Source organism: Neorhizobium galegae bv. orientalis str. HAMBI 540, assembly GCF_000731315.1.
In the GTDB taxonomy this organism is placed as follows: Bacteria; Pseudomonadota; Alphaproteobacteria; order Rhizobiales; family Rhizobiaceae; genus Neorhizobium; species Neorhizobium galegae.
The window spans coordinates 2,436,592-2,457,803 of sequence record NZ_HG938353.1 but is presented as its reverse complement, the minus strand read 5'-3'; the positions used below and the strand labels follow the sequence as shown (position 1 = coordinate 2,457,803).

Below are 21,212 nucleotides of genomic sequence, written 5' to 3'. Positions count from 1 at the left end.
GGCTGTCGAGATCCTCCGGGCTCCGAGACTAGGGAAACATCTTGTCGGCGGTGGCGGTCGCGAGTGTCTTGCCGCCGGCGTCCAGAGCATTCACCGTGAAACGGTATTTGTGCTTGCCGGAGGGAGGGCAGGGGCCGGTATAGCTGAAGGCGCCGTAGGCGAGCGATTTCTGGGCGGAATAATCCACCTTGCCGCCGCCGTGGTTATAATCCGGGACGTTCATATCCTTCATGCGGATATCGAGCGCCTTGGTGCCGGCTGGCACGCCCGACAGCGAGATCGGCGGCGATTTCGAATCGAAACATTTCTTTGTCGGTCCCCAGTCGAAGGAGACCTTCATATCCGCCATCGCGGCGGTACACGATGCCAAGAGAAATGCGATCACCATCAATCCGCGCATGACAATCCCCCAATCGATCACGGTCGAAACAATGAGAGGTCAGACTAGGCTTTTGCGTGCACCTGTCAACGGAGATCGCGCATAGAGGGTGGATGGCCGGGCTGAGGAACTAACGTTCTGGAAGCGGAGGAGCGCCGGGTGGCATGACCATCCACTGCGGTTGTGCCTTTCATCAAAAACTTTGAAATGTTCACGTATTGTTTCGGTTTTCCTTTACCGCTATGTAGGCAGCCCGGCGAATTGATCGTCTTTCAAGAAAAGACCATTGCTAGAGAGACATTTAATGCTCGACCCGAAATTTGTCCGCCGAGGCCTTTTCCTCGTCTTCATGATCCTGTTTCTGGATATCATCGGGATCGCAATCATCATGCCGGTGCTGCCGACCTTCCTGCGCGAGCTGACCGGCGACGACATGAGTGCCGCCGCCGTCGACGGCGGCTGGCTGCTGCTCATCTATTCCGGCATGCAGTTCCTGTTTGCGCCGCTGCTCGGCAATCTCAGCGACCGTTTCGGCCGCCGGCCGATCCTGCTCGCCTCGGTGCTCACCTTCGCTCTCGACAACCTGATCTGCGCGGCCGCCACCAGTTTCTGGATGCTGTTCGTCGGTCGTGTGCTGGCCGGCATTTCAGGCGGTAGTTTTGCCACCTGCTCGGCCTATATCGCAGATATCAGCAATGAGAAAAACCGCGCCAAGAACTTTGGCCTGATCGGGATCGCCTTCGGCGTCGGTTTCACGGTCGGCCCGGTGATCGGCGGCCTGCTCGGCGAACTCGGTCCGCGCGTGCCGTTCCTGGGCGCCGGGCTGCTATCGCTCGCCAATTTCGTCGCCTCCTGGTTCCTGCTGCCGGAGACGCTCGACAAGGCGAACCGCCGCAAGTTCGAGCTGAAACGCGCCAATCCGCTCGGTGCGCTGCGCCAGATGCGCCACTATCCGGGGATCGGCTGGGTGATGCTGGTGATGTTCCTGTATTGGCTGGCGCACGCGGTCTATCCGTCCGTCTGGTCCTTCGTGTCCGCCTATCGTTACGGCTGGAGCGAGGGGCAAATCGGCCTGTCGCTCGGGCTGTTCGGTATCTGCGCCGCATTTGTCATGGGCGTTATCCTGCCGAAACTCGTGCCTGTGCTCGGCGAATGGAAGACTGCGGTGCTCGGGCTTTGTTTCTGCTGCCTCGGCCTTACCGGTTATGCCTTCGCGTGGCAGGGGTGGATGGTCTATGCCGTCATCCTTGTGACGACGATCGAGAACGTCGCCGATCCGGCGCTGCGTAGCATCGCTTCGGCCAAGGTGCCGCCGTCGGCCCAAGGGGAGCTGCAGGGCGCAATGACGAGCCTCACCAGCCTGACCACGATCGTCGGTCCGGCGATCTTCACGCAGTTGTTCAGTGCGTTCACGGGGGAGCATGCGAAAATGGAGTTCGCAGGCGCGCCGTACATGATGGCGGCGATTTTCATGGCTTGTGCCATTTTGGTGTTCCTGAGCCGGATTTCACGAAAAACACAGGCGGCTGGGCGCGAAACCGAGCTCACGCATCAGATTTCTTGAAGAAACGTCCAAAAATTCTGCTGAATCGCCTGTAAGTGTTGCCGCACGGATGATGCTCCTCTATAGGCTGTATCATCCGCCGCTCGCCAGTTTCTGGAAGCGGCTTTTTTCGTCTGCGGAGGAGTGTCATGTCGAGCCTTTCCACCACCATGGCTGTGACGGTGACGGACAATTCCTGGTCCACACATATGCGTGCGACCCTTGCACTCGGCGTGCCGCTGGTCGGGGCGCAGCTGGCGCAGATGGCGATCAATACGACCGACGTCATCCTGGTCGGCTGGCTCGGCACGACCGAGCTCGCCTCCGTCGTGCTCGCCACGCAGATGTTCTTCCTGGTCTTCATCTTCGGCACCGGTTTCACCAGCGCCGTGGTGCCGCTGGTGGCGCAGGCGCTCGGGCATGGCGATAGCCGCTCGGTGCGCCGGTCGGTTCGCATGGGGCTGTGGATCGTGCTTGCGTTCGGGGTGCTGACGGCGCCGATCCTGTGGTTTTCGGCACCCATCCTTCTCGCGCTCGGGCAGCAGCCGGATGTCGCGGCAAATGCACAGAGCTATTTGCGCATCGCCCAATGGGGCATTTTCCCGGCGCTTGGGCTGATGGCGCTTCGAAGCTTCGTCACCGGGCTCGAGAAGGGCGGCATTGTGCTTTATGTCACGATCGTGATGTTCTTCATCAATGCCGGCCTCGCCTATCTGCTGATCTTCGGCCATTTCGGTGCGCCGGAAATGGGGCTGCACGGGGCGGCGATCGCTTCCGTCGCTGCCAACCTGTTCGGTTTCGTGGCCGCTCTCATTTATGTGGAAAGCCAGCCAAAGATGCGCGCCTACGAGATCTTCGTGCGCTTCTGGCGGCCGGACTGGAGCATGGTGCGCGAGATCGTCGTGCTCGGCCTGCCGATCAGCTTCACCATTCTGGCGGAAACCAGCCTGTTTTCGGCTGCCTCCCTGCTGATGGGCATCATCGGCAAGCTGGAACTCGCGGCCCACGGCATCGCGCTGCAGCTGGCGGCGATCGCCTTCATGATCCCGCTCGGCCTGTCGCAGGTGGCGACGGTGCGCGTCGGGCTTGCCAATGGCCGCGGTGATCTTCTGGGCGTCAAGCGGGCGGCGCTTGCCGTACTTGCGGTCAGCGTCCTGTTCACCGCAATCGGCAGTGTGCTGTATGCGACAATCCCGCACTTCTTCGGCAATCTCTTCCTGGATACACGCAAGGAGGACGCCGCGACCGTGCTGAAATTGGCGGTGCCGCTGATCGTCATCGCCGGGGCTTTCCAGCTGGTAGACGGGTTGCAGGTGGTCGGTGCCAGCCTGTTGCGTGGCCTCAAGGACACCAGGGTGCCGATGGTGCTGGCGCTGATCGCCTATTGGCCGATCGGTTTCTCCTGCGCCTGGGTCTTCGCATTCCCGCTCGGTTTTCGCGGCGAGGGTGTCTGGTTCGGCTTCGTGACCGGGCTTGCGGCCGCGGCCATACTGCTTTGCGGCCGCTTCTGGCTGCTGGTGCACCGCCGGACGATGAAGGCCCGCTGAGTTTCAGCGGGCTGTCCGTGTTGGTCAGGCCGGTAGGAGTTCTTGTAAAACCGCCCTGTGGTAGAAGCCGACATTGGTCTCTACGCCGAGGCGTCGGCTCAACGCCTGCCGATCGATGCCTGCCTCCTCATCCGATTTTGCGACTGCGGCAATGACCGGCTGAAGAGCGTGCTCGCCTTCGAACTGGAGGATGGTGATGACGTTGAACAGTCCGGCAATGGAAGCCTGTTCCAGGATCAGATCGTCGACGAATCCCGGCTGGGCGCGGATAACCTCATGCGTCCTGTGAACCAACGCCATGAATTCTTCGCGCCCTTCGACCGGGACCGCAAACCTGTTGACGCGAAAAATGCGTCGATTCTGTATTTCGCTCATAAGAAAAACCCCTGCTCGATCTTGAACAGGGGCGTTTATGGGACCTCAACCAAAGTTGAGGTCAATAGGGTCGCTGGATTTTTTCAAGCGCCGGAGTTCAGCGCTCAGCGAGGGCAGGTTCGCCCTTCTTCTCGCGCACCATGTTGATGAAGCGACGGAAGAGATAGTGGCTGTCCTGCGGGCCGGGCGAGGCTTCCGGGTGATGCTGGACCGAGAACACCTGCTTGCCGGTGACGCGCAGGCCGCAATTGGTGCCGTCGAAGAGCGAAATGTGAGTCTCCTCAACGCCTTCCGGCAGAGACTTCGAATCCACCGCGAAGCCGTGGTTCATCGAGACGATCTCCACCTTGCCGGTGGTATGGTCCTTGACCGGGTGGTTGGCGCCGTGATGACCCTGGTGCATCTTCTCGGTTCTGGCGCCGAGTGCCAAGCCCAGCATCTGGTGACCGAGGCAGATGCCGAAGGTCGGGATGTCCGTCTTGATGACGCTCCTGATGACCGGCACGGCGTATTCGCCGGTCGCCGCCGGGTCGCCGGGGCCATTCGACAGGAAGATGCCGTCCGGCTTCAGCGCCAGGATGTCTTCGGCCGAGGTCTGGGCGGGTACGACCGTCACCTTGCAGTCGAGGCCGGCGAAAAGGCGCAGGATGTTGCGCTTCACGCCGTAATCGACGCAGACGATGTGATATTTCGCATCTTCCGGCTTCAGTTCGCTGTAGCCCTCGTTCCAGACCCAGGGCTTCTGGTTCCATTGCGAGGACTGGCCGGAAGTCGCTTCCTTGGCGAGGTCGAGGCCTTCAAGCCCGCTCCATGCCCTGGCTTCGGCCTTCAGAGCCTCGATATCGAAGACGCCGTTGGGATCATGGGCGATGACGGCGTTCGGTGCGCCGTTCTGGCGGATCCAGGCGGTCAGCGCGCGGGTGTCGATGCCGGAAAGGCCAATGATGCCGCGGGCTTTCAGCCAGCCGTCGAGATCCTTGCCGGCGCGGTAGTTGGAAGGCTCGGTAATGTCGGCCTTGAAGATGGTGCCGACCGCGCCGCGGCGGGCCGCCGGCGTCAGGTCCTCGACGTCTTCTTCGTTGGTGCCGATATTGCCGATGTGGGGGAATGTGAATGTGACGATCTGGCCGAGATAGGAAGGGTCGGTCAGGATCTCCTGGTAGCCGGTCAGCGCGGTGTTGAACACCACTTCGGCCGGCACCTTGCCGGTTGCGCCGATCCCGGTTCCTTCGATCACGGTGCCGTCGGCCAGAACGAGCAATGCGGTGGGTTTCTTGGTGGTCCAGGGAGCGGTCGCGGTCATATCCATCCTTCTGCCTCACCGGTCCCGTCCCTTGAAGAGACAGGCTGCGAGGGCCATTTATGGTCGTGAGAGACGGGCGCGCGGAAATCCCGGCGCAAGCCCTAACCTCTAAATCTCGTGCAGGTGCCGGAAAATAGACAAAGCGGGCGAGGTGGTCAATCTCGCAGCCCAAGAATTCCATGGGGGATTATAAGCCATCGGATTCAACGATTTGGGTGATTTGATTTGATCGACCCCGACCCGTCGTCTATGACAACGGTGTGAATGCCAAGGAAAAGCCACAATTCACTATGCCTGCGCCTAAGCTTTTCCCAAGGAGAAAAAACGATGTTGCGCGACAAGCTTTCCGATGCGCTCAAGGACGCTATGAGGGCCAGGGAAACCCGCCGGCTTTCGACCGTGCGGCTGATCCAGACTGCGATCAAGGATCGAGATATCGCCAATCGCGGTCTCGGCAAGGACCCGGTCAGCGATGACGACATCCTGCAGATCCTGCAGAAGATGGTGAAGCAACGCGAGGAATCGGCGAAGATCTACCAGGATGCCGGACGCGCCGAGCTTGCGACGCAGGAGCGCGAGGAAATCGACATCATCAAGGGATTCATGCCCGAGCAGCTCTCGGACGAGACAGTGCAGGAACTGATCAAGGCGGCGATCGCCGAATCCGGTGCCCAGGGGCTCCGCGACATGGGCAAGGTCATGGCGGTGCTGAAGGAAAAGCACCCGGGCCAGATGGACTTCGCCAAGGCTTCCGGCGTGGTGAAAGAGCTTCTGAAGTAAGCGGCCTTTTGCGAGGCGGCGAATAAACGAAAGGCGGGAACCCGATGATCGGATTCCCGCCTTTTTGCTCTTCAGGATTCCGCCGGCCGACTGCGAACTGGCCGCTGGCGAGAGGGTCCGAGGTGCTGCGATACATTGCGACACGCCCCGTCCCGAAGAGCGAAGGAAATTCTTACCGTTGTGTGTCAGGACGCTGCCGGCATTTCCGAATTTGGAAAAGAGCTAAATCCCGCAGGGTCTGTCTGGCAAATTACAAAAAGATAATCTTGCCGGCTGATGATCTGCCAAAAATTTGCCCCACGTTGGGGCAAACGGGAGCGCCGGACTCACGCTGGGCTGATCAGGCGGCGACCAGCCATTCGCCGAGAAACGCTCCGCCGATGATGGCGAGCAGTGCACCTCCGATGAAGGCCACGAAGGCGATGGTCGCAGCGATCGGTTTCCGCGACTGGAAGAAATAGATGAGCAGCCCCAGAGGCGCGAGAAAAACGGTGGCTGTCTGGGTCAGCGTCGCAGCGGTGCCGCCCCGCAACTTCGCATCCTCCATCTCCCACCAGACGCAGAGGACAATGGTCGCGATCAGCTGACCAGCATCGTTGAGCGTAAATCCCATCGCGTCTGAACCCCCGGTAAAGGCGTCGATGATCGGGCCGGTGGCAAGCGCAATCAGCAGCGCCACATAGATGAAATCGCGTTTCGTCATGAAATATCTTGGCCTTTGAAAACCCATTGCGCGGATGATGGTAGGTCACGGGAAAAGAGAATCAAGCCTGGACAGAATGGTGCCGGCGAGCCGCTTGCCTCGTTCGCGCCCTGTGAATAGCGGGCAGCATTTCCCTTGGCGGTGGCGTTCCTGAAGGTCTGCGCTTATATGGAAGCTGGCCCCAAGAGGTAGAAATGCGCTTTTCCAACAGTTTTCTCGACGAGATCCGCGACCGCGTGCTGATATCGGCCGTTGTCGGCCGTCGGGTGACATGGGATCGCAAAAAGACCAACGTCTCGCGCGGCGACTACTGGGCCTGCTGCCCGTTCCATGGCGAGAAGAGCCCGAGCTTCCATTGCGAGGACCGTAAGGGCCGATACCACTGCTTCGGCTGTGGTGTCTCGGGTGATCATTTCCGGTTCCTGACCGATCTCGAAGGGCAGAGTTTTCCCGAGGCGGTGCAGACGGTCGCCGACATGGCCGGCATCGCCATGCCGCAGCCGGACCCCCAGGCCGAGAAGCGCGAGAAGGAACGCACAACGCTGCTCGACGTCATGGAGCTGGCGACGCAATTTTTCCAGGACCAGCTCCAGAGCGCCGTCGGGGCCAAGGCACGCGCTTACCTGCGCGACCGCGGGCTGACGGGCCGCACGATCGAGACCTTCCGTCTCGGCTACGCGCCGGAAAGCCGCAATGCGCTGAAGGAGCATCTCGCCGGCAAAGGCGTGCCGAAGGACCAGATCGAGGCTTGCGGGCTGGTTGTGCACGGGGAGGGGATCGCGGTCTCCTACGACCGTTTTCGCGACCGCATCATGTTTCCGATCCTGTCGTCGCGGGAAAAGGTGATCGCGTTTGGCGGCCGGGCCATGGCGCCGGATGCGCCGGCGAAATATCTCAACTCCAACGAGACCGAGCTCTTCCACAAGGGGCAGGTGCTCTACAATTTTTCGCGTGCCAGGCGGGCTCAGGGTGTCGGCAAGCCGGGACAGGGCGAGGGCACGATCATTGCGGTCGAAGGTTACATGGACGTCATCGCGCTGCATCAGGCGGGCGTCGAGAATGCCGTCGCGCCGCTCGGGACCGCGCTGACCGAAAACCAGCTTGAGCTTCTGTGGCGGATGACGCCGCAGCCGGTGCTCTGCTTTGACGGCGATGGCGCCGGCCTCAGGGCAGCAAGCCGTGCCGCGGATCTGGCGCTGCCGTTCCTGAAGCCGGGAAAATCGGTGCGTTTCGCGCTGCTTCCCGATGGCAAGGATCCAGACGATCTCGTTCGCCATGAAGGCCGCGCGCCCTTCGACAAGGTGCTCAATGAAGCAAAGCCGCTGGTGGAGATGATCTGGCAGCGCGAAGCGGCATCGGCAAGTTTCGATACGCCGGAAAAGCGTGCCGAACTCGAGGCGCGGCTGAAGCAGATCGTTTCCGTCATCGCCGACGAGAATGTGCGCCGCCATTACCAGCAGGCTATCCGCGACCGGCTGAACAGTTTTTTCGCGCCGGCTCAGCGCGGGGGCAATGATCGGCGCCAGAATTTTCAGCGCGGCGGCGGTGCCGGTGGCAGGCCGGGGCAGGGTGGCCCGCCGCAGGGGCCGCGTGCTGCGGGAAGGGCTGCCGGCGTTTCCGATCGGCTTGCGCGCTCTGGTCTCGTGCGTGGTTACCGCGACCTGCCAGCACTGCGGGAAAGCGTGCTGGCGCTCACCATCGTCAATCATCCCCAGCTGCTGCTGGAGGAATATGACGAGATCGCCGCGATCGATTTCGAGAATCGTGACCTGCAGCGCTTCTGGTCGGCGATGTTGCCGGCAGCCGCGACTGCGGGCGCCAACCTTTCGCGCGAATATCTGATGCAGCGGCTTGCCGGCGAGGGGTTTGACGTCATCCTGAAGTCGCTGGACCAGCAGGTGCGCAACGCGCGGCTCTGGACTGCGACCGAGATCGCCGCGCTGGAGGATGCCCGCGAGGGTTATCGCCAGGCGCTGTCGCTGCACAAGCGCACCAAGGCGCTCAGGCTCCAGAAGATCGATCTGGAGCGGGAAATCGCCGAAACGACGGAAGCGGGAGATGCGGGTGAGATCGAGCCGCTGCTGCGTGCGCTGTCGGAAGTCCAGCTCGAAATCCTCCGCATGGAAAACCAGGAAGCGATCATCGACGGGTTCGGCGTGCTGTCCGGGCGGGTAAAGGGGGCGGCCGTCAGCCACGGCTGAGGGACCTGCGGTTGGTGAAATCCTGCCCTTGCCGAATGATGACGTGGCTCTATCCTATGCGGGCATCGAGTCGCTTGAGCGGGGAGCTTGATGCGGATTACCGGAAGCTGTCATTGCGGCAATATCGCCTTCGATGCGGAGGGCGAGTTCGATACGGCGATGGAATGCAACTGTTCTTTCTGCCGGCGCAAAGGGGTGTTGCTGGCCTTCGTTCCACGCAATCAGTTCCAGCTCGCTACCTCGCGGGCGAACCTATCTTCCTACCAGTTCAACAAGCATGTGATCACGCACTACTTCTGCGCCGATTGCGGCATCGCGCCGTTCAGTGAGGCGACGATGCCGAATGGTACGGAGATGGCGGCGATCAATCTGAGATGCGTGCCGGAAATCGACATTGCTGCACTGACGGTAACCCAGTATGACGGCGCTTCCCGCTAAGGAATATGCCGGACCAAAAGCATAAGCCTTTATGTCTAGGCAAACCCTTGTCTTTCAGGGCCTGCCGCCTACATATCGGTTAAATCTGGTGAGCGTACCCCTATTAGACCCCCTCAAAGGGCATATTTTCGACTTTTCCTGGGTATGACCTATGGAAAAGCTTGACGGAACGTTAATTTGTGGGAATCACCATTTCAGGCAAAATAGGCGGAGTGGGTCAATAGCACCGAACATGACCGGTGATCCTCTAGTAGGACGGTCCTGAGTCAAAAACGGCCGCCGAATGGTAATCGGGAATTAAAGGTCATTCCGTTACGTGTTGGACAGTGATTCGCGGCAAAGGCGGTCAAACCCGTCTTCAGCCGGTGGCCACGAAGCGCGGCGAAAGTGGCGTTCAGGGAAAGTGACTAAATACATGGCAACAAAAGTCAAAGAAAACGAAGAAGCTGAGAACGAACGCGAAGGCTCGCACGACGGTCCGCTTCTCGACCTTTCTGACGACGCCGTCAAGAAGATGATCAAAGCCGCCAAGAAGCGCGGCTATGTGACCATGGACGAGCTGAATTCGGTCCTTCCGTCGGAGGAAGTCACCTCCGAGCAGATCGAAGACACGATGGCGATGCTGTCGGACATGGGCATCAACGTCGTCGAAGACGAAGAGGCAGAAGAAGCCACCGCCAGCGACGACGATGCTGACGGCGACAGCGACGATAACGAGAGCGAAGGCGGCGAAATCGCCACCACTTCCAGCACCGCGCTCGCGACTGCTAAGAAGAAAGAGCCGACCGACCGTACCGACGACCCGGTGCGCATGTATCTGCGCGAAATGGGTTCCGTCGAGCTTCTGTCGCGCGAAGGCGAAATTGCGATCGCCAAGCGCATCGAGGCCGGCCGCGAAACGATGATCGCGGGGCTCTGTGAGAGCCCGCTGACCTTCCAGGCGCTGATCATCTGGCGTGACGAACTGAACGAAGGCACGACCCTGCTTCGCGAGATCATCGATCTCGAAACGACCTATTCGGGTCCCGAAGCCAAGGCTGCGCCGCAGTTCCAGAGCCCGGAAAAGATCGAGGCCGACCGCAAGGCTGCCGAGGAGAAGGAAAAGACCCGCAAGGCGCGCTTCTCCGCTGCCAACGACGACGACATCACTGCCGTCGGCGGCGAAGGCATGAACCTTGAGGAAGAGGAAGAGGACGACGACGAGTCGAGCCTTTCTCTCGCCGCGATGGAAGCGGAACTGCGTCCGCAGGTCATGGAGACGCTCGATACGATCGCCGACACCTACAAGAAGCTGCGCAAGCTGCAGGACCAGCAGGTCGAGCAGCGTCTGGCGGCAACCGGCACGCTGTCGTCCGCCCAGGAGCGCCGTTACAAGGAGCTCAAGGACGAACTGATCACCGCGGTCAAGTCGCTGTCGCTCAACCAGAACCGCGTCGACAGCCTGGTCGAGCAGCTCTACGACATCTCCAAGCGCCTGATGCAGAACGAAGGCCGCCTGTTGCGTCTTGCCGAATCCTACGGTGTCAAGCGTGACTCGTTCCTCGAACAGTACCAGGGTGCGGAACTCGATCCGAACTGGATGAAGTCGATCGCCAATCTGGCCGCCCGCGGCTGGAAGGAATTCGCGCGCGCCGAGAACACGACGATCCGCGATATCCGCCAGGAGATCCAGAACCTTGCGACGGAAACCGGCATCTCGATCGCCGAATTCCGCCGGATCGTCTCCATGGTGCAGAAGGGCGAGCGCGAAGCGCGTATCGCCAAGAAGGAGATGGTCGAAGCGAACCTTCGCCTCGTCATCTCGATCGCCAAGAAGTACACGAACCGCGGCCTGCAATTCCTCGACCTCATTCAGGAAGGCAATATCGGCCTGATGAAGGCGGTCGACAAGTTCGAATACCGTCGCGGTTACAAGTTCTCGACCTATGCCACATGGTGGATCCGGCAGGCGATCACCCGTTCGATCGCCGACCAGGCCCGCACGATCCGCATTCCGGTGCACATGATCGAGACGATCAACAAGATCGTCCGCACATCGCGCCAGATGCTGCACGAGATCGGCCGCGAGCCGACCCCGGAAGAACTGGCCGAAAAGCTCGCCATGCCGCTCGAAAAGGTCCGCAAGGTCCTGAAGATCGCCAAGGAGCCGATCAGCCTCGAAACCCCGGTGGGTGACGAAGAGGATAGCCACCTCGGCGATTTCATCGAGGACAAGAACGCGCTTCTGCCGATCGATGCGGCGATCCAGGCGAACCTGCGCGAGACCACGACCCGTGTACTCGCCTCGCTCACCCCGCGTGAAGAACGCGTGCTGCGCATGCGCTTCGGCATCGGCATGAACACCGACCACACGCTCGAAGAAGTCGGCCAGCAGTTCTCGGTTACCCGCGAACGTATCCGCCAGATCGAGGCGAAGGCGTTGCGCAAGCTGAAGCATCCGAGCCGGAGCCGCAAGCTGCGGAGCTTCCTGGATAGCTGAGCGGTTTCAGTTATGGAACACCCAGAACCCGGCCCGCGAAAGCAGGCCGGGTTTTTTGTTAGCATCTAGCCGATCCGCTCAGGCTGGTTTCACCAAGGCTTGAACGATCCGCTTCGTCACGGGGAGGGCGCCCAGTAAGGTTGGAAAGGCGATGATCCAGGAAATCGCCCAGGCGGACATCCAACTCGGGAAATATTCGAACGCCATGCCGAGATTCTTGACGGTTGCGACGCCTGATACGACGAACGTCATCAGGATGGAGAGAACAAGCGGCATCAGCAGGCTCGCATAGCGGGCAGGGAGGAATTTAAGCGTCATAGTAATTGCTTTCTGACGTGGTCGGTCGGGACCGGTATTGCATCCATGTGAGATCGACGGTTCGACCACCCGGTTGGGATGCGTTGCTTGACGTCAGACGCTTACGGCTGGTGTTGCCAGCGGGTGTTCTTTAGTTGGAAAGCAATAAGCTGGCAAGACGAGGCGTTCGGTTAATGCCCGACCGAGCTCGAAAACAAGTTGACCACCACGACGCCGGAGATGATCAGGCCGAGGCCGATCATGGCGGCAGTATCCAGGGTCTGGCGGAACAGGATCAGGCCGACGGCTGAGATCAGCACGATGCCGAGGCCGCTCCAGATGGCGTAAGCGACGCCGACCGGCAGGGTGCGCAAGGCGATCGACAGGAGATAGAAGGCGATCGCATAACACAGCCCCATCAGGATGGTGGGCAGGGCGCGGGTGAACTGCTGGCTCTGCTGCAGGAAAGTCGTGCCGATGACTTCCAGCACGATTGCACCGGCGAGCGAGCCGTAGGTGAGGATTGCGGGGTTCATTTCCGTTACTCTTGTTTCGTGAGGCTTTGGAGGTGGTCGCGGAGTTCGGCGAGTTCTTTTGCCGGTAAACCATCCGCCTCCATGAGATTGGCGAGCCAGATGCCATCCGCCGCGTAGCGCGCGAGCGTGAAGGCCGGATGACTGTCGGTCTGCGCATGCCGCGCGAGCCGTTCGCGCATCCATTCCGACCAGAGTTGTCTGAGCCGCGCATCGGTCATGCAGGAGATCGACAGTGCCGCCCAGGGGCTTTCGATCCCATCGCGAGTCACCTGGAAAAAGGCGTCGACATAGGCGCGCGTGAACCGGCCCTGGTCGGTTTCGTCCTCGCTCATCAGCCGGTCGATTTCCACATCGAGCTTGCCGAGCAGGTCCTCGAAGACGGCTTCGATCAGCGCCTGCTTGCTCGGGAAATGATGCAGCAACCCGCCCTTGGTGACGGCGGCCGCATCAGCGACCGCCTGCAGGGTGAGGCTGGCGAGACCTTCGGAAACGGCGCATCGCGCCGCATGATCCAGGAGGGATCGCCGCACATGGTCTGGCTGTTTTTCGCGTCTGTGAGCTTTCGACATATTGCAAACATACCGTATGGTCGGTTTGTTTGCAACGACAAACTCCTACGAGTCCCATGGGGAGAGGGGCGGCAGCGCAACTCGCTCCCGGAAAGCTGGATTTTGCGTTGTTTTGATCACCCGGGGACTCGATCCGGCCGGCTTTCCATCTTACATCCGCTGCCATGACGGATTTATCTGGAAAGCCGCGCGGCGACATAAGATGGGGCATCCCTGCCTCCATCCTGGTGCATGTCGTTTTCGTGGCGGCCCTGTTCTTGCACCTGCCGGCCGATTCCTCCGAGCCGCAGAAGGAAGAGACCGTCCAGGTCGAAATCGTGCCTCCGCCGGAAGAGCCAGAGAAGAAGCCGGAAGAGAAGAAACCTCCGGAACCTGCAAAACAGGAAGAGGCGAAAAAACAGGAGCCGCCGCCACCCCCGCCCGAGCCGCCGAAACAGGAAGAAGCGAAGAAGGCGGAGCCTCCACCCCCGCCGCCGCCAAAGCAGGAGGAGGCCAAGAAGCAGCCGCCACCTCCGCCAGCCCCCGAGGAGAAGCCTGTCGAGCCACCGCCCTCCGCCAAGGAGGCCAAGGGGCAGCCGTTGCCGGTTCTGCGGCCCGTCTTCGAATTTGGCGAGAAGGACAGCGGGCCGAGGAAATCTCAGACCGGTAATGCATCGAAGGAAACGACCAATCCGCCTGCCGAGAGCAAGGCGGATGCGAAATCCGTCGAACCGGTAAAACAGGCAAAGGAAGCGCCTGCCGTCGTGGAGGCACCGCCAGCCAATCCGGTGCCGGATGATATCCAACTGCCGGAGGTCGGCATTGCGGCAGCCAACGGATTGCGGAACGGCCCGGTTGCCGGGGTTTCGCCGGATGCGACCAAGACCGAGATCGTGACGGCGCCGCCAGCCGCGTCGCCCAAGAGCGACCCTTCCAAGAAGCCGAACCCCGGCAAGCCGGTTGAGCTGACCGAGGCAAAGACGCTGTTTTCGCAGAGCGAGACGGGCGATGCAATCGCCACGACGGCGATGGGCGATGTGCCGCGAGGGGTGCGCGCCGGCCAGCTCTGCGCGACGGAACTTCGCGAGCAGCTGCGACATTCGGCTCAATCCTACAGACCGGAAATGTTGCCGGCCTATCGTCTACCGAACGGCACGGTCCTTGAAGTCAAACGGGGCGCATTCCGGGCCAATGCCCAGTGGTACGACCTGAGTTTCCGCTGCGAGGTCGACGACAACGCGACCAAAATCGTGTCCTTCGCATTCGACGTCGGCGCGCCGGTGCCGCAAAGTGAGTGGCGCAAGCGCGGCTTTCCGGAATTGTGAGAACCTCCCCCCGCACGCCTAGTCGTGACGCGATCGATGCAGGTGTTGCAGAAGGCGCCGCATGGGTTGATTGACCCGCGAGCCGGTTTGACTATGCTGCGGCCGCGTTCAAGAAGGGGCCTGCCATGAAAGCCATGTTCTACGATGCCTTTGAAAAGGCACCCGAAATCCGCAACCTCCCCGACCCGGAACCGGGTTTTGACGGCGTCGTGGTCAAGGTCGGCGCGAGTGGGCTCTGCCGCAGCGACTGGCATGGCTGGATGGGGCATGATCCGGATATAAAGCTGCCGCATGTGCCGGGCCATGAATTGGCCGGCAAGGTGGTGGCGACCGGCAAGGGCGTCATGCGCTTCAAGATCGGCGACCGGGTGACGGTGCCGTTCGTCTCGGGCTGCGGCCATTGTTCGGAATGCCATTCCGGCAACCAGCAGGTCTGCCCCAACCAGTTCCAGCCGGGCTTTACCCATTGGGGCTCGTTCGCGGAATATGTGGCGATCGACTATGCCGACACCAACCTCGTGCACCTGCCCGAAGAAATCGACGATGCGACGGCGGCCAGCCTCGGCTGCCGGTTCGCGACCTCCTTCCGGGCGGTTGCCGACCAGGCTCGCACCGGGCCTGGCGACTGGGTCGCGGTGCATGGCTGCGGCGGCGTCGGCCTGTCGGCGATCATGATCGCCACGGCGCTTGGAGCGAATGCGATTGGCATCGATCTCTCCGAAGACAAGCTGGCGTTCGCCCGCCAATGCGGTGCGGTCGCCACTATCAATGCGAGCACGGTTGCCGATGTGGTCGAGGCGGTTCGCGAGATCACCAAGGGCGGAGCGCATGTGTCGATCGACGCGCTCGGCCATCCCGTCACCTGCTTCAATTCGATCAAGAATCTCCGCCGCCGCGGCCGGCATGTACAGGTCGGGCTGATGCTCGGCGAGCACGCCACACCCTCGATTCCGATGGCGCAGGTGATCGGCCACGAACTGGAGATCTACGGCAGCCACGGCATGCAGGCCTGGCGCTATGACGCCATGCTCGCCATGCTGACGGCCGGCAAGATGAGGCCGCAGCAGCTCATTTCCAGGCGCATCAGCCTGGAGGAGGCGGTGCCGGGGTTGATGACGATGGACAAGTCCGAAACACCCGGAATCAGCGTGATCACCACATTCTAACGTTCGGAATTGTTCGTCAGCCTTGCCCGGAGCATTCCGCTTCGGCCGCTTGGTGACGGTTAGGCGCGCCCTATATGGAAGGCATGCGTCGAACTCGAAAGGACGAGCCATGAACGCCAGAGCCCAGAGAATTCCAGGACCGGATCATCCGATCACCGTCGAGCACAACCCCTCGCGGGTGGTGGTGAAGCTCGGCGGCAAGGTGATCGCCGACAGCGTCAATTCGCTGACGTTGCGCGAGGCCTCCTATCCGCCGGTGCACTATATACCCCGCAAGGATGTGGACATGTCGCTGCTTGAGCGAACCGACCACCAGAGCTATTGTCCGTATAAGGGAGAGGCCTCCTATTTCAGCATTCCGGCTGGCGGCGAGCGATCAAAGAATGCCGTCTGGTCCTATGAAAACCCGTATGACGCGGTTGGCGGGATCGAACAGCATGTCGCCTTCTATCCGGACCGGGTCGATTCCATCGAGGAGTTGGGGGCGCCCGAAGCAGGCCAGTTCTGACGGCCCGTCGGAGGCAAGATCGTATGTCCGCCATCGTCCGCCCATCATGTGGATTGACAAGTCTGCGTTTCGGGCGGAACAGGAGCCTATAAGTTTCCTATAAATGGCAGGCTCCGCGAGCCGACAGGCGACGGTTCGAATGGATAGTGGGCAACCGACAAAGCAAAGCGTACTGCATCACCCCGCCTATCTGCATCTTGCCGCGTCGCGGGTCCTGACCGCCCTCGCTTCCCAGGCGGTGACGATCGCCGTCAGCTGGATCATCTACGACATGACCGAGAGCGCCTTTGCGCTTGGTTTCGTCGGTTTCTGCCAGTTCCTGCCGCGCTTTTTTCTGACGCTGGTCGTCGGCCACGTGGCCGACAGCTTCGACCGGCGGATGATCGTGCTGATCTGCCAGCTCGTCCAGGCGGCGATCGCCGCGATGCTGGCGGTGGCGATCTTCGAGCAGTGGATCACGCCGACGCTGATCTTCGTCGCTGTGACCCTGCTCGGCGCGGTCAACGCCTTCCAGCAACCGAGCACGGTCGCGCTGCTGCCCAACGTCGTGCCGCCGTCGCTGCTCCAGCAGGCCGTCGCCACATCGACCTCTCTGCAACAGGCAGCCTTCATCATCGGCCCGGCGGCGGGCGGCTTGCTCTACGGTGTGCATCCGACGGCGCCTTTCGTCATCTCCGCCGTGCTGCTGCTGGTCGGCGGTGTCAACGTCGCGCTGATCCATGTGGAGCGGCGTGTGGTGGTGCGCGAACCGGTGACCATTGCCTCGGTCTTTGCCGGCGTTGCCTTCATCCGCAGCCGGCCGGTGATCCTCGGCGCCATCTCGCTCGACCTCTTCGCCGTGCTGCTCGGCGGCGCCACCGCGCTGATGCCGATCTTTGCCCGCGATATTCTGCATGCCGGCCCCTGGGGTCTGGGCTTCCTGCGCGCCGCGCCGGCGATCGGTGCGCTCGGCATGGCGCTGCTTTTGGCGCGCCGACCGCTGAAGACCCATGTCGGGCGACGGATGATGGTGGCCTGCGCCGTCTTCGGCGTTGCGACGATCGTCTTTTCGCTCTCTACCAACATCGTGCTGTCGATCGTCTGCCTGGCGATTTTGGGTGCAGCCGACACGATCAGTGTCGTGGTGCGCAGCTCGATGGTGCAGCTGATGACCCCGGACGAGATGCGCGGGCGGGTGAGCGCGGTGAATTCGCTCTTCATCGGCACCTCCAACCAGCTCGGCGAGTTCGAGTCCGGCGTACTCGCCGGGTTCTTAGGCCCGGTCGCCACCGGCGTTATCGGCGGTGTCGGCACGCTGATCGTCGTGCTCCTGTGGATACGGCTCTTCCCGGAGCTTGTGCGGGTGAAAACCCTGGAGGGGTGAAGAAAAAGCTGCTGCCCTTGTCGGCTACGCTGTTGTTCCCACGTTCTTGGGATGTGACGCAACAAGGAGGAAAATCATGCCCTATGTCGACGGGTTTATTCTTGCCGTGCCCAAGGCCAATCTCGAACGCTACAAGGACATGGCGCGCGTTGCCGGCGCCGTGTGGATGGAAAACGGCGCGTTGTCCTATGTGGAATGCTTGGCCGACGACGTGCCTTATGGGGAACTCACCTCCTTTCCGCGGGCCGTGCAGGCCAAGGAGGAAGAGACCGTCATCTTCTCCTGGATCACCTATGAAAGCCGGGCCCGCCGGGACGAGATCAATGCCAGGGTGATGAAGGACGAGCGGTTCTCCGGAGACGAATGGACGCAGGTCTTCGACGGCAAACGGATGATCTTCGGCGGTTTCGAGCCCTTCCTGACATTGTAGCCGGCCGGTGATAGGAGTGCCGTCTCCCTGCCGGCGCTTCTATTTTGCTGCCGGCGCTTATCGTCGATAAGGATCGTCCCATGCCCCAGACCGTGATCTCGATCTCCACAAGCGGCCAGGGGCTCTACGAATTCACCGAAGCGGCGCAAGATTTTTTGCGCCGCACGCAGGTGGGCGAGGGGCTGCTCACCGTGTTCGTGCGCCACACGTCCTGCTCCCTGATCATCCAGGAAAATGCTGATCCGGATGTTCGCCGCGACATGAAGACCTTCTTCTCCCGCCTGGTGCCGCCTACCACCGATCCCCAAATGCGCTGGGTCACCCACACGACCGAAGGGTCAGACGACATGCCGGCGCATATCAAGGCGGCGTTGACTGCCGCCTCGCTCGGCATTCCCGTCCGGGACGGTCGGTTGATGCTCGGCACCTGGCAGGGCATCTACCTCTTCGAACATCGCGACCAGCCGCATGTCCGCCAGGTCGTGCTGCATCTTTCACCATGATTCCGGCTTTAAGCAGGACATGAATACCGGCTGAATGACCAGTTAGGATGTTGTTCAGACCCCTTGGGCTAGGGTCGCGCCAATCGCTGGGGAAGGCGAGAACAACAACCTTGGGGCCTGCGAAAACTGGCCCGGATTTCGGAGAACCATTCTATGACCAGCATGATCGTCAAAGCCGGTGTGGCCGCTCTCATCGCGCTTACCGGCCTTTCCGCAACGGCCCCGGTGGCTGCTGCCGCCGGCCCGGATTTCGCAATCCAGGTGCAGTATCGCGACCGTGACCGCGATTGGCGTCCGGATCGTGGTGGTGATCGCGACTGGCGCCCGGATCGCGGTCCGCGCGGTTGCGCTCCGGGGCTGGCAGAAGAAAAGGCAAGCCGCATGGGCCTGCGCCGCGCCCGTGTCGTGGATGCCGGCCGCCGCGTCGTGGTCGTCGCCGGTTTCGGCCACCGTGGCCCGGACCGCATCCTGTTCGCCAACGAGCGCGGCTGCCCGGTTATCCGTCGCTAGGCTTAACCCAAAGAGCCCTTCCGTCTCCATCGCCCGTTGACGGAGGACAAGCGCCCCCACCAGGTCTGACGATCTGGTGGGGGCGTTTTATTTTTCGCCTTATCTGCCGGACGGGGGGCGGGCGCCATTGCGGACGGGCGCGCAGCTCCTGTTCAACGACCCGTAATTATTGCTCGAGAGCAAAGGTGACGTTGACGGTCACCGTATAGGTGTTTTCGCCGCCGGCGACCGGAACTGCCTCGGCGGCCATGTCCTTGGCCATCGCCATACGCATCATCGGCTGGGGTGCGGGGCGCATCGAATTCTCGCTGATTTCCAGGATCCGTCCAAGCTTGACGCCGGCGGCTTCCGTCAGCGTCTTTGCCTTGGCAAGCGCCTCGGCGACCGCCTTCTTGCGGGCCTCGGTCATCGTGTCGTCCGGTTTGTCGTTGGTGAAGGTGATCTGGCCGCCCTGGTTGACCCCGAGCTTCACCGACCGGTCGATCAGGCCGCCGAGCTTCTCGAGATCGCGGACCTTGAGGGTCAAAGTGTTGGAAACCTCATAACCGATGACCTGCGGCGGCTGCATGACGCCATTCTTCGCCTCGGGCTGGCGGTATTGCGGGTAGATCGAGAAATTGCTGGTCTGGATATCGCGATCGGCGATGCCGTCGCTCTTCAGGGCCAACAGCACATCCTTCATGGCTGCGCTGCTGGCCGAAAGTGCTGCTTGCGCTGTCTGGCCATTGCGAACCACCGCAAGCGTCAGGATAGCCATGTCGGGTGCCACGGAGGCCTGGCCTTCGCCGAGCACATTGATGACCGGTTCGCGGGGACGGATATCCTGGGCAAAACCCTGACCCGCAGAAGAAATGGCGACCGCACCTGCAAATGCGGCTGCAAGGACGATACGTGACGACGAAAGCGCAGCGCGCATGGATATTCTCCCCGATCTGTCCGGGCGGAAGGGACGTTTCTCCCTCGACCTGCCCATAATGTTCTATCTACCCCGCGAACAGATCCAACCGGGAATCGGCTCGGCATATTCGCGCCAGACGAGCCTACCTGCCGGTTGATTGTGAAGCTATTGCGGCAACGGCTTGTGGCTTGCGATGAATTACGTTAGAGCGAACCTCCGGGTGAGGGTGGACCATTGCGCCCCACTTCTGCCGGATCGGCGGGCCTGTAGCTCAATGGTTAGAGCCGGCGGCTCATAACCGCTTGGTTGGGGGTTCGAGTCCCTCCGGGCCCACCATTCCGTTTAAAATCAATTACTTAGAGACCGGTTTTTCTTGGGTGTAGCCGGGCGCCGCTTTCCGGAATTTTTTCACCAAGATCCGGAATTTCTGGAAATCTCGTGCAGCCTCGGAGACCCGAGCTCGGGGTTGTCGAACTTCGTTTCAAAGGCATCTCGAACTTCCTTTGAAGCCCATTCGAATCATCCCGCTTCAAATCGACCTGTCGCCGGAACTAGAACCTTCCTTTATTGTTGATAGGCAGTCGCGAGGGCAGCGCGTCGGCCCCCTCCTGACCTCACCCCCTCGCGACCTTCCATTCTGCCTATTTTTGTTCCTTGGCCTCGTTAGCCGAAAGCAGCTTTGAGAGTTCTCCACGCATACGCTGCAGCCAAACTGACCACTCCGTTACCGGCCGCGTCGGATCTGTCCATCCTATTGGCCAGCCCATGATCCAGTCCGAAAAGTTCGGGTTGAAGGTCAGGTCGTTTGTCGAGGATCGGGCTCCAACGTTCAAACTGAGATGGAGAGGGCGGGAAGATGGGAAGCTGAAAGGCTTCGTTGGTCTCGCTCCGCAGGCCTTCATCAGCAGCCATAAACGCCTGTCTTGGCGCCGGCCGAGCCGACGATATTGTTGATCTCGCCCGCCAGCTTGTCGGCCGGCACGGAAGCCGCCGAATGCGCCACGCGGACGAAGGCGAGATCGGCAACGATGCCTTCGGATTTGATCTGCGAGACCGTGTCGAGGGCAAGACCGGCGCCGAGCTTCGCCAGCTGGTCGGTGTCCTCGGTCGAGAGCCGGACCGGCTCATTGAGCGGAAACGCGGTATTGTCGGCAAGCGGCGCAGGAAGCACCATGCCGATGACGGTGCTGTCGCGCGTATCGATTTTGGCGACGGTCGATCGCAGATCTGAGAAGACGCGAACGCCGACGAAATCAGTAGTGCCAGCCATGAAAGAGCCATCCCCTGGGCAAGTGCATATTCCGGGGTCAAGCTACATGCGCGCGCAAAAAAGCCGGGGCTGACAGCTGTCAGCCCCGGCTTTTGATCAGCCTTCAAGGT

The 21,212-nt window shown here is 61.3% G+C and carries 22 protein-coding genes and 1 tRNA gene; 14 read left to right on the top strand and 9 right to left on the bottom strand.

Features of this window, described 5'->3' with window-relative positions:
• Window positions 1-28 precede the first annotated feature (28 nt).
• Window positions 29-400, bottom strand: a complete 372-nt coding sequence (locus RG540_RS12170; protein ID WP_038588228.1) for a phospholipid-binding protein — start codon at window positions 398-400, stop codon at window positions 29-31.
• A 283-nt stretch (window positions 401-683) separates the two neighbouring features.
• Here RG540_RS12170 and RG540_RS12165 point away from each other — a divergent pair, with 283 nt between their 5' ends.
• Window positions 684-1,943: a TCR/Tet family MFS transporter gene (locus RG540_RS12165; RefSeq protein WP_038588225.1), complete on the top strand. Its 1,260-nt coding sequence runs from the start codon at window positions 684-686 to the stop codon at window positions 1,941-1,943.
• A 128-nt stretch (window positions 1,944-2,071) separates the two neighbouring features.
• A complete protein-coding gene (locus tag RG540_RS12160; protein ID WP_051909371.1) occupies window positions 2,072-3,469 on the top strand; it encodes an MATE family efflux transporter in 1,398 nt (465 codons plus the stop codon).
• A 24-nt stretch (window positions 3,470-3,493) separates the two neighbouring features.
• Here the strand turns inward: RG540_RS12160 and RG540_RS12155 are convergent, their stop codons facing one another.
• Both RG540_RS12155 and carA read right to left on the bottom strand, forming a co-directional pair.
• Window positions 3,494-3,844 carry a hypothetical protein gene (locus tag RG540_RS12155; protein WP_038588222.1) on the bottom strand — a complete coding sequence of 117 codons (351 nt, stop codon included), beginning with the start codon at window positions 3,842-3,844 and terminating at the stop codon, window positions 3,494-3,496.
• A gap of 97 nt (window positions 3,845-3,941) precedes the next feature.
• Window positions 3,942-5,147: a glutamine-hydrolyzing carbamoyl-phosphate synthase small subunit gene (gene carA / locus RG540_RS12150; RefSeq protein WP_038593640.1), complete on the bottom strand. Its 1,206-nt coding sequence runs from the start codon at window positions 5,145-5,147 to the stop codon at window positions 3,942-3,944.
• 327 nt (window positions 5,148-5,474) lie between these two features.
• Here carA and RG540_RS12145 point away from each other — a divergent pair, with 327 nt between their 5' ends.
• A complete protein-coding gene (locus RG540_RS12145) occupies window positions 5,475-5,927 on the top strand; it encodes a GatB/YqeY domain-containing protein (RefSeq protein ID WP_038588219.1) in 453 nt (150 codons plus the stop codon).
• 340 nt (window positions 5,928-6,267) lie between these two features.
• On the opposite strand, the gene RG540_RS12140 is transcribed toward RG540_RS12145, so the two are convergent.
• Window positions 6,268-6,630, bottom strand: a complete 363-nt coding sequence (locus RG540_RS12140; RefSeq protein ID WP_038588216.1) for a hypothetical protein — start codon at window positions 6,628-6,630, stop codon at window positions 6,268-6,270.
• Window positions 6,631-6,824: 194 nt separating this feature from the next.
• On the opposite strand from RG540_RS12140, the gene dnaG reads away from it, so the two are divergent.
• The 3 genes from dnaG to rpoD all read left to right on the top strand — a co-directional run bounded on the left by dnaG (window position 6,825) and on the right by rpoD (window position 11,748).
• Window positions 6,825-8,831, top strand: coding sequence for a DNA primase (gene dnaG, locus RG540_RS12135; RefSeq protein ID WP_038588213.1), 2,007 nt, complete (start codon window positions 6,825-6,827; stop codon window positions 8,829-8,831).
• Window positions 8,832-8,921: 90 nt separating this feature from the next.
• Entirely contained in the window at window positions 8,922-9,269 is a 348-nt protein-coding gene (locus RG540_RS12130; protein ID WP_038588211.1) for a GFA family protein, read from the top strand.
• 415 nt (window positions 9,270-9,684) lie between these two features.
• The gene (gene rpoD / locus RG540_RS12125) at window positions 9,685-11,748 is read left to right on the top strand and encodes an RNA polymerase sigma factor RpoD (RefSeq protein WP_038544121.1); all 2,064 of its coding nucleotides are present in this window, start codon (window positions 9,685-9,687) and stop codon (window positions 11,746-11,748) included.
• 78 nt (window positions 11,749-11,826) lie between these two features.
• Here the strand turns inward: rpoD and RG540_RS12120 are convergent, their stop codons facing one another.
• From RG540_RS12120 to RG540_RS12110, 3 genes are all read right to left on the bottom strand, one after another.
• Window positions 11,827-12,066, bottom strand: coding sequence for a DUF2798 domain-containing protein (locus RG540_RS12120; protein ID WP_038588208.1), 240 nt, complete (start codon window positions 12,064-12,066; stop codon window positions 11,827-11,829).
• A 170-nt stretch (window positions 12,067-12,236) separates the two neighbouring features.
• Window positions 12,237-12,581 carry a DMT family transporter gene (locus RG540_RS12115; RefSeq protein WP_038588205.1) on the bottom strand — a complete coding sequence of 115 codons (345 nt, stop codon included), beginning with the start codon at window positions 12,579-12,581 and terminating at the stop codon, window positions 12,237-12,239.
• A 5-nt stretch (window positions 12,582-12,586) separates the two neighbouring features.
• Entirely contained in the window at window positions 12,587-13,111 is a 525-nt protein-coding gene (locus RG540_RS12110; RefSeq protein ID WP_244446551.1) for a TetR/AcrR family transcriptional regulator, read from the bottom strand.
• A gap of 203 nt (window positions 13,112-13,314) precedes the next feature.
• Here RG540_RS12110 and RG540_RS12105 point away from each other — a divergent pair, with 203 nt between their 5' ends.
• From RG540_RS12105 to RG540_RS12075, 7 genes are all read left to right on the top strand, one after another.
• Window positions 13,315-14,454, top strand: coding sequence for a DUF930 domain-containing protein (locus RG540_RS12105; RefSeq protein WP_038588199.1), 1,140 nt, complete (start codon window positions 13,315-13,317; stop codon window positions 14,452-14,454).
• 125 nt (window positions 14,455-14,579) lie between these two features.
• A complete protein-coding gene (locus RG540_RS12100; RefSeq protein WP_038588196.1) occupies window positions 14,580-15,620 on the top strand; it encodes a zinc-dependent alcohol dehydrogenase family protein in 1,041 nt (346 codons plus the stop codon).
• A gap of 109 nt (window positions 15,621-15,729) precedes the next feature.
• Window positions 15,730-16,128, top strand: coding sequence for a DUF427 domain-containing protein (locus RG540_RS12095; protein WP_038588193.1), 399 nt, complete (start codon window positions 15,730-15,732; stop codon window positions 16,126-16,128).
• A gap of 139 nt (window positions 16,129-16,267) precedes the next feature.
• Window positions 16,268-17,491 carry an MFS transporter gene (locus tag RG540_RS12090; protein ID WP_038588189.1) on the top strand — a complete coding sequence of 408 codons (1,224 nt, stop codon included), beginning with the start codon at window positions 16,268-16,270 and terminating at the stop codon, window positions 17,489-17,491.
• A 76-nt stretch (window positions 17,492-17,567) separates the two neighbouring features.
• Window positions 17,568-17,921, top strand: coding sequence for a DUF1428 domain-containing protein (locus RG540_RS12085; protein ID WP_038588186.1), 354 nt, complete (start codon window positions 17,568-17,570; stop codon window positions 17,919-17,921).
• An 80-nt stretch (window positions 17,922-18,001) separates the two neighbouring features.
• Entirely contained in the window at window positions 18,002-18,424 is a 423-nt protein-coding gene (locus RG540_RS12080) for a secondary thiamine-phosphate synthase enzyme YjbQ (RefSeq protein ID WP_038593637.1), read from the top strand.
• Window positions 18,425-18,577: 153 nt separating this feature from the next.
• Window positions 18,578-18,934: a hypothetical protein gene (locus RG540_RS12075; RefSeq protein WP_038588183.1), complete on the top strand. Its 357-nt coding sequence runs from the start codon at window positions 18,578-18,580 to the stop codon at window positions 18,932-18,934.
• A 166-nt stretch (window positions 18,935-19,100) separates the two neighbouring features.
• Here the strand turns inward: RG540_RS12075 and RG540_RS12070 are convergent, their stop codons facing one another.
• Window positions 19,101-19,850 carry an SIMPL domain-containing protein gene (locus RG540_RS12070; protein WP_038588180.1) on the bottom strand — a complete coding sequence of 250 codons (750 nt, stop codon included), beginning with the start codon at window positions 19,848-19,850 and terminating at the stop codon, window positions 19,101-19,103.
• 242 nt (window positions 19,851-20,092) lie between these two features.
• Here RG540_RS12070 and RG540_RS12065 point away from each other — a divergent pair.
• Window positions 20,093-20,168 (top strand) — tRNA-Ile (locus RG540_RS12065).
• A gap of 565 nt (window positions 20,169-20,733) precedes the next feature.
• On the opposite strand, the gene RG540_RS12055 is transcribed toward RG540_RS12065, so the two are convergent.
• Entirely contained in the window at window positions 20,734-21,102 is a 369-nt protein-coding gene (locus tag RG540_RS12055) for a phage tail sheath protein (protein WP_038588174.1), read from the bottom strand.
• Window positions 21,103-21,212 lie beyond the last annotated feature (110 nt).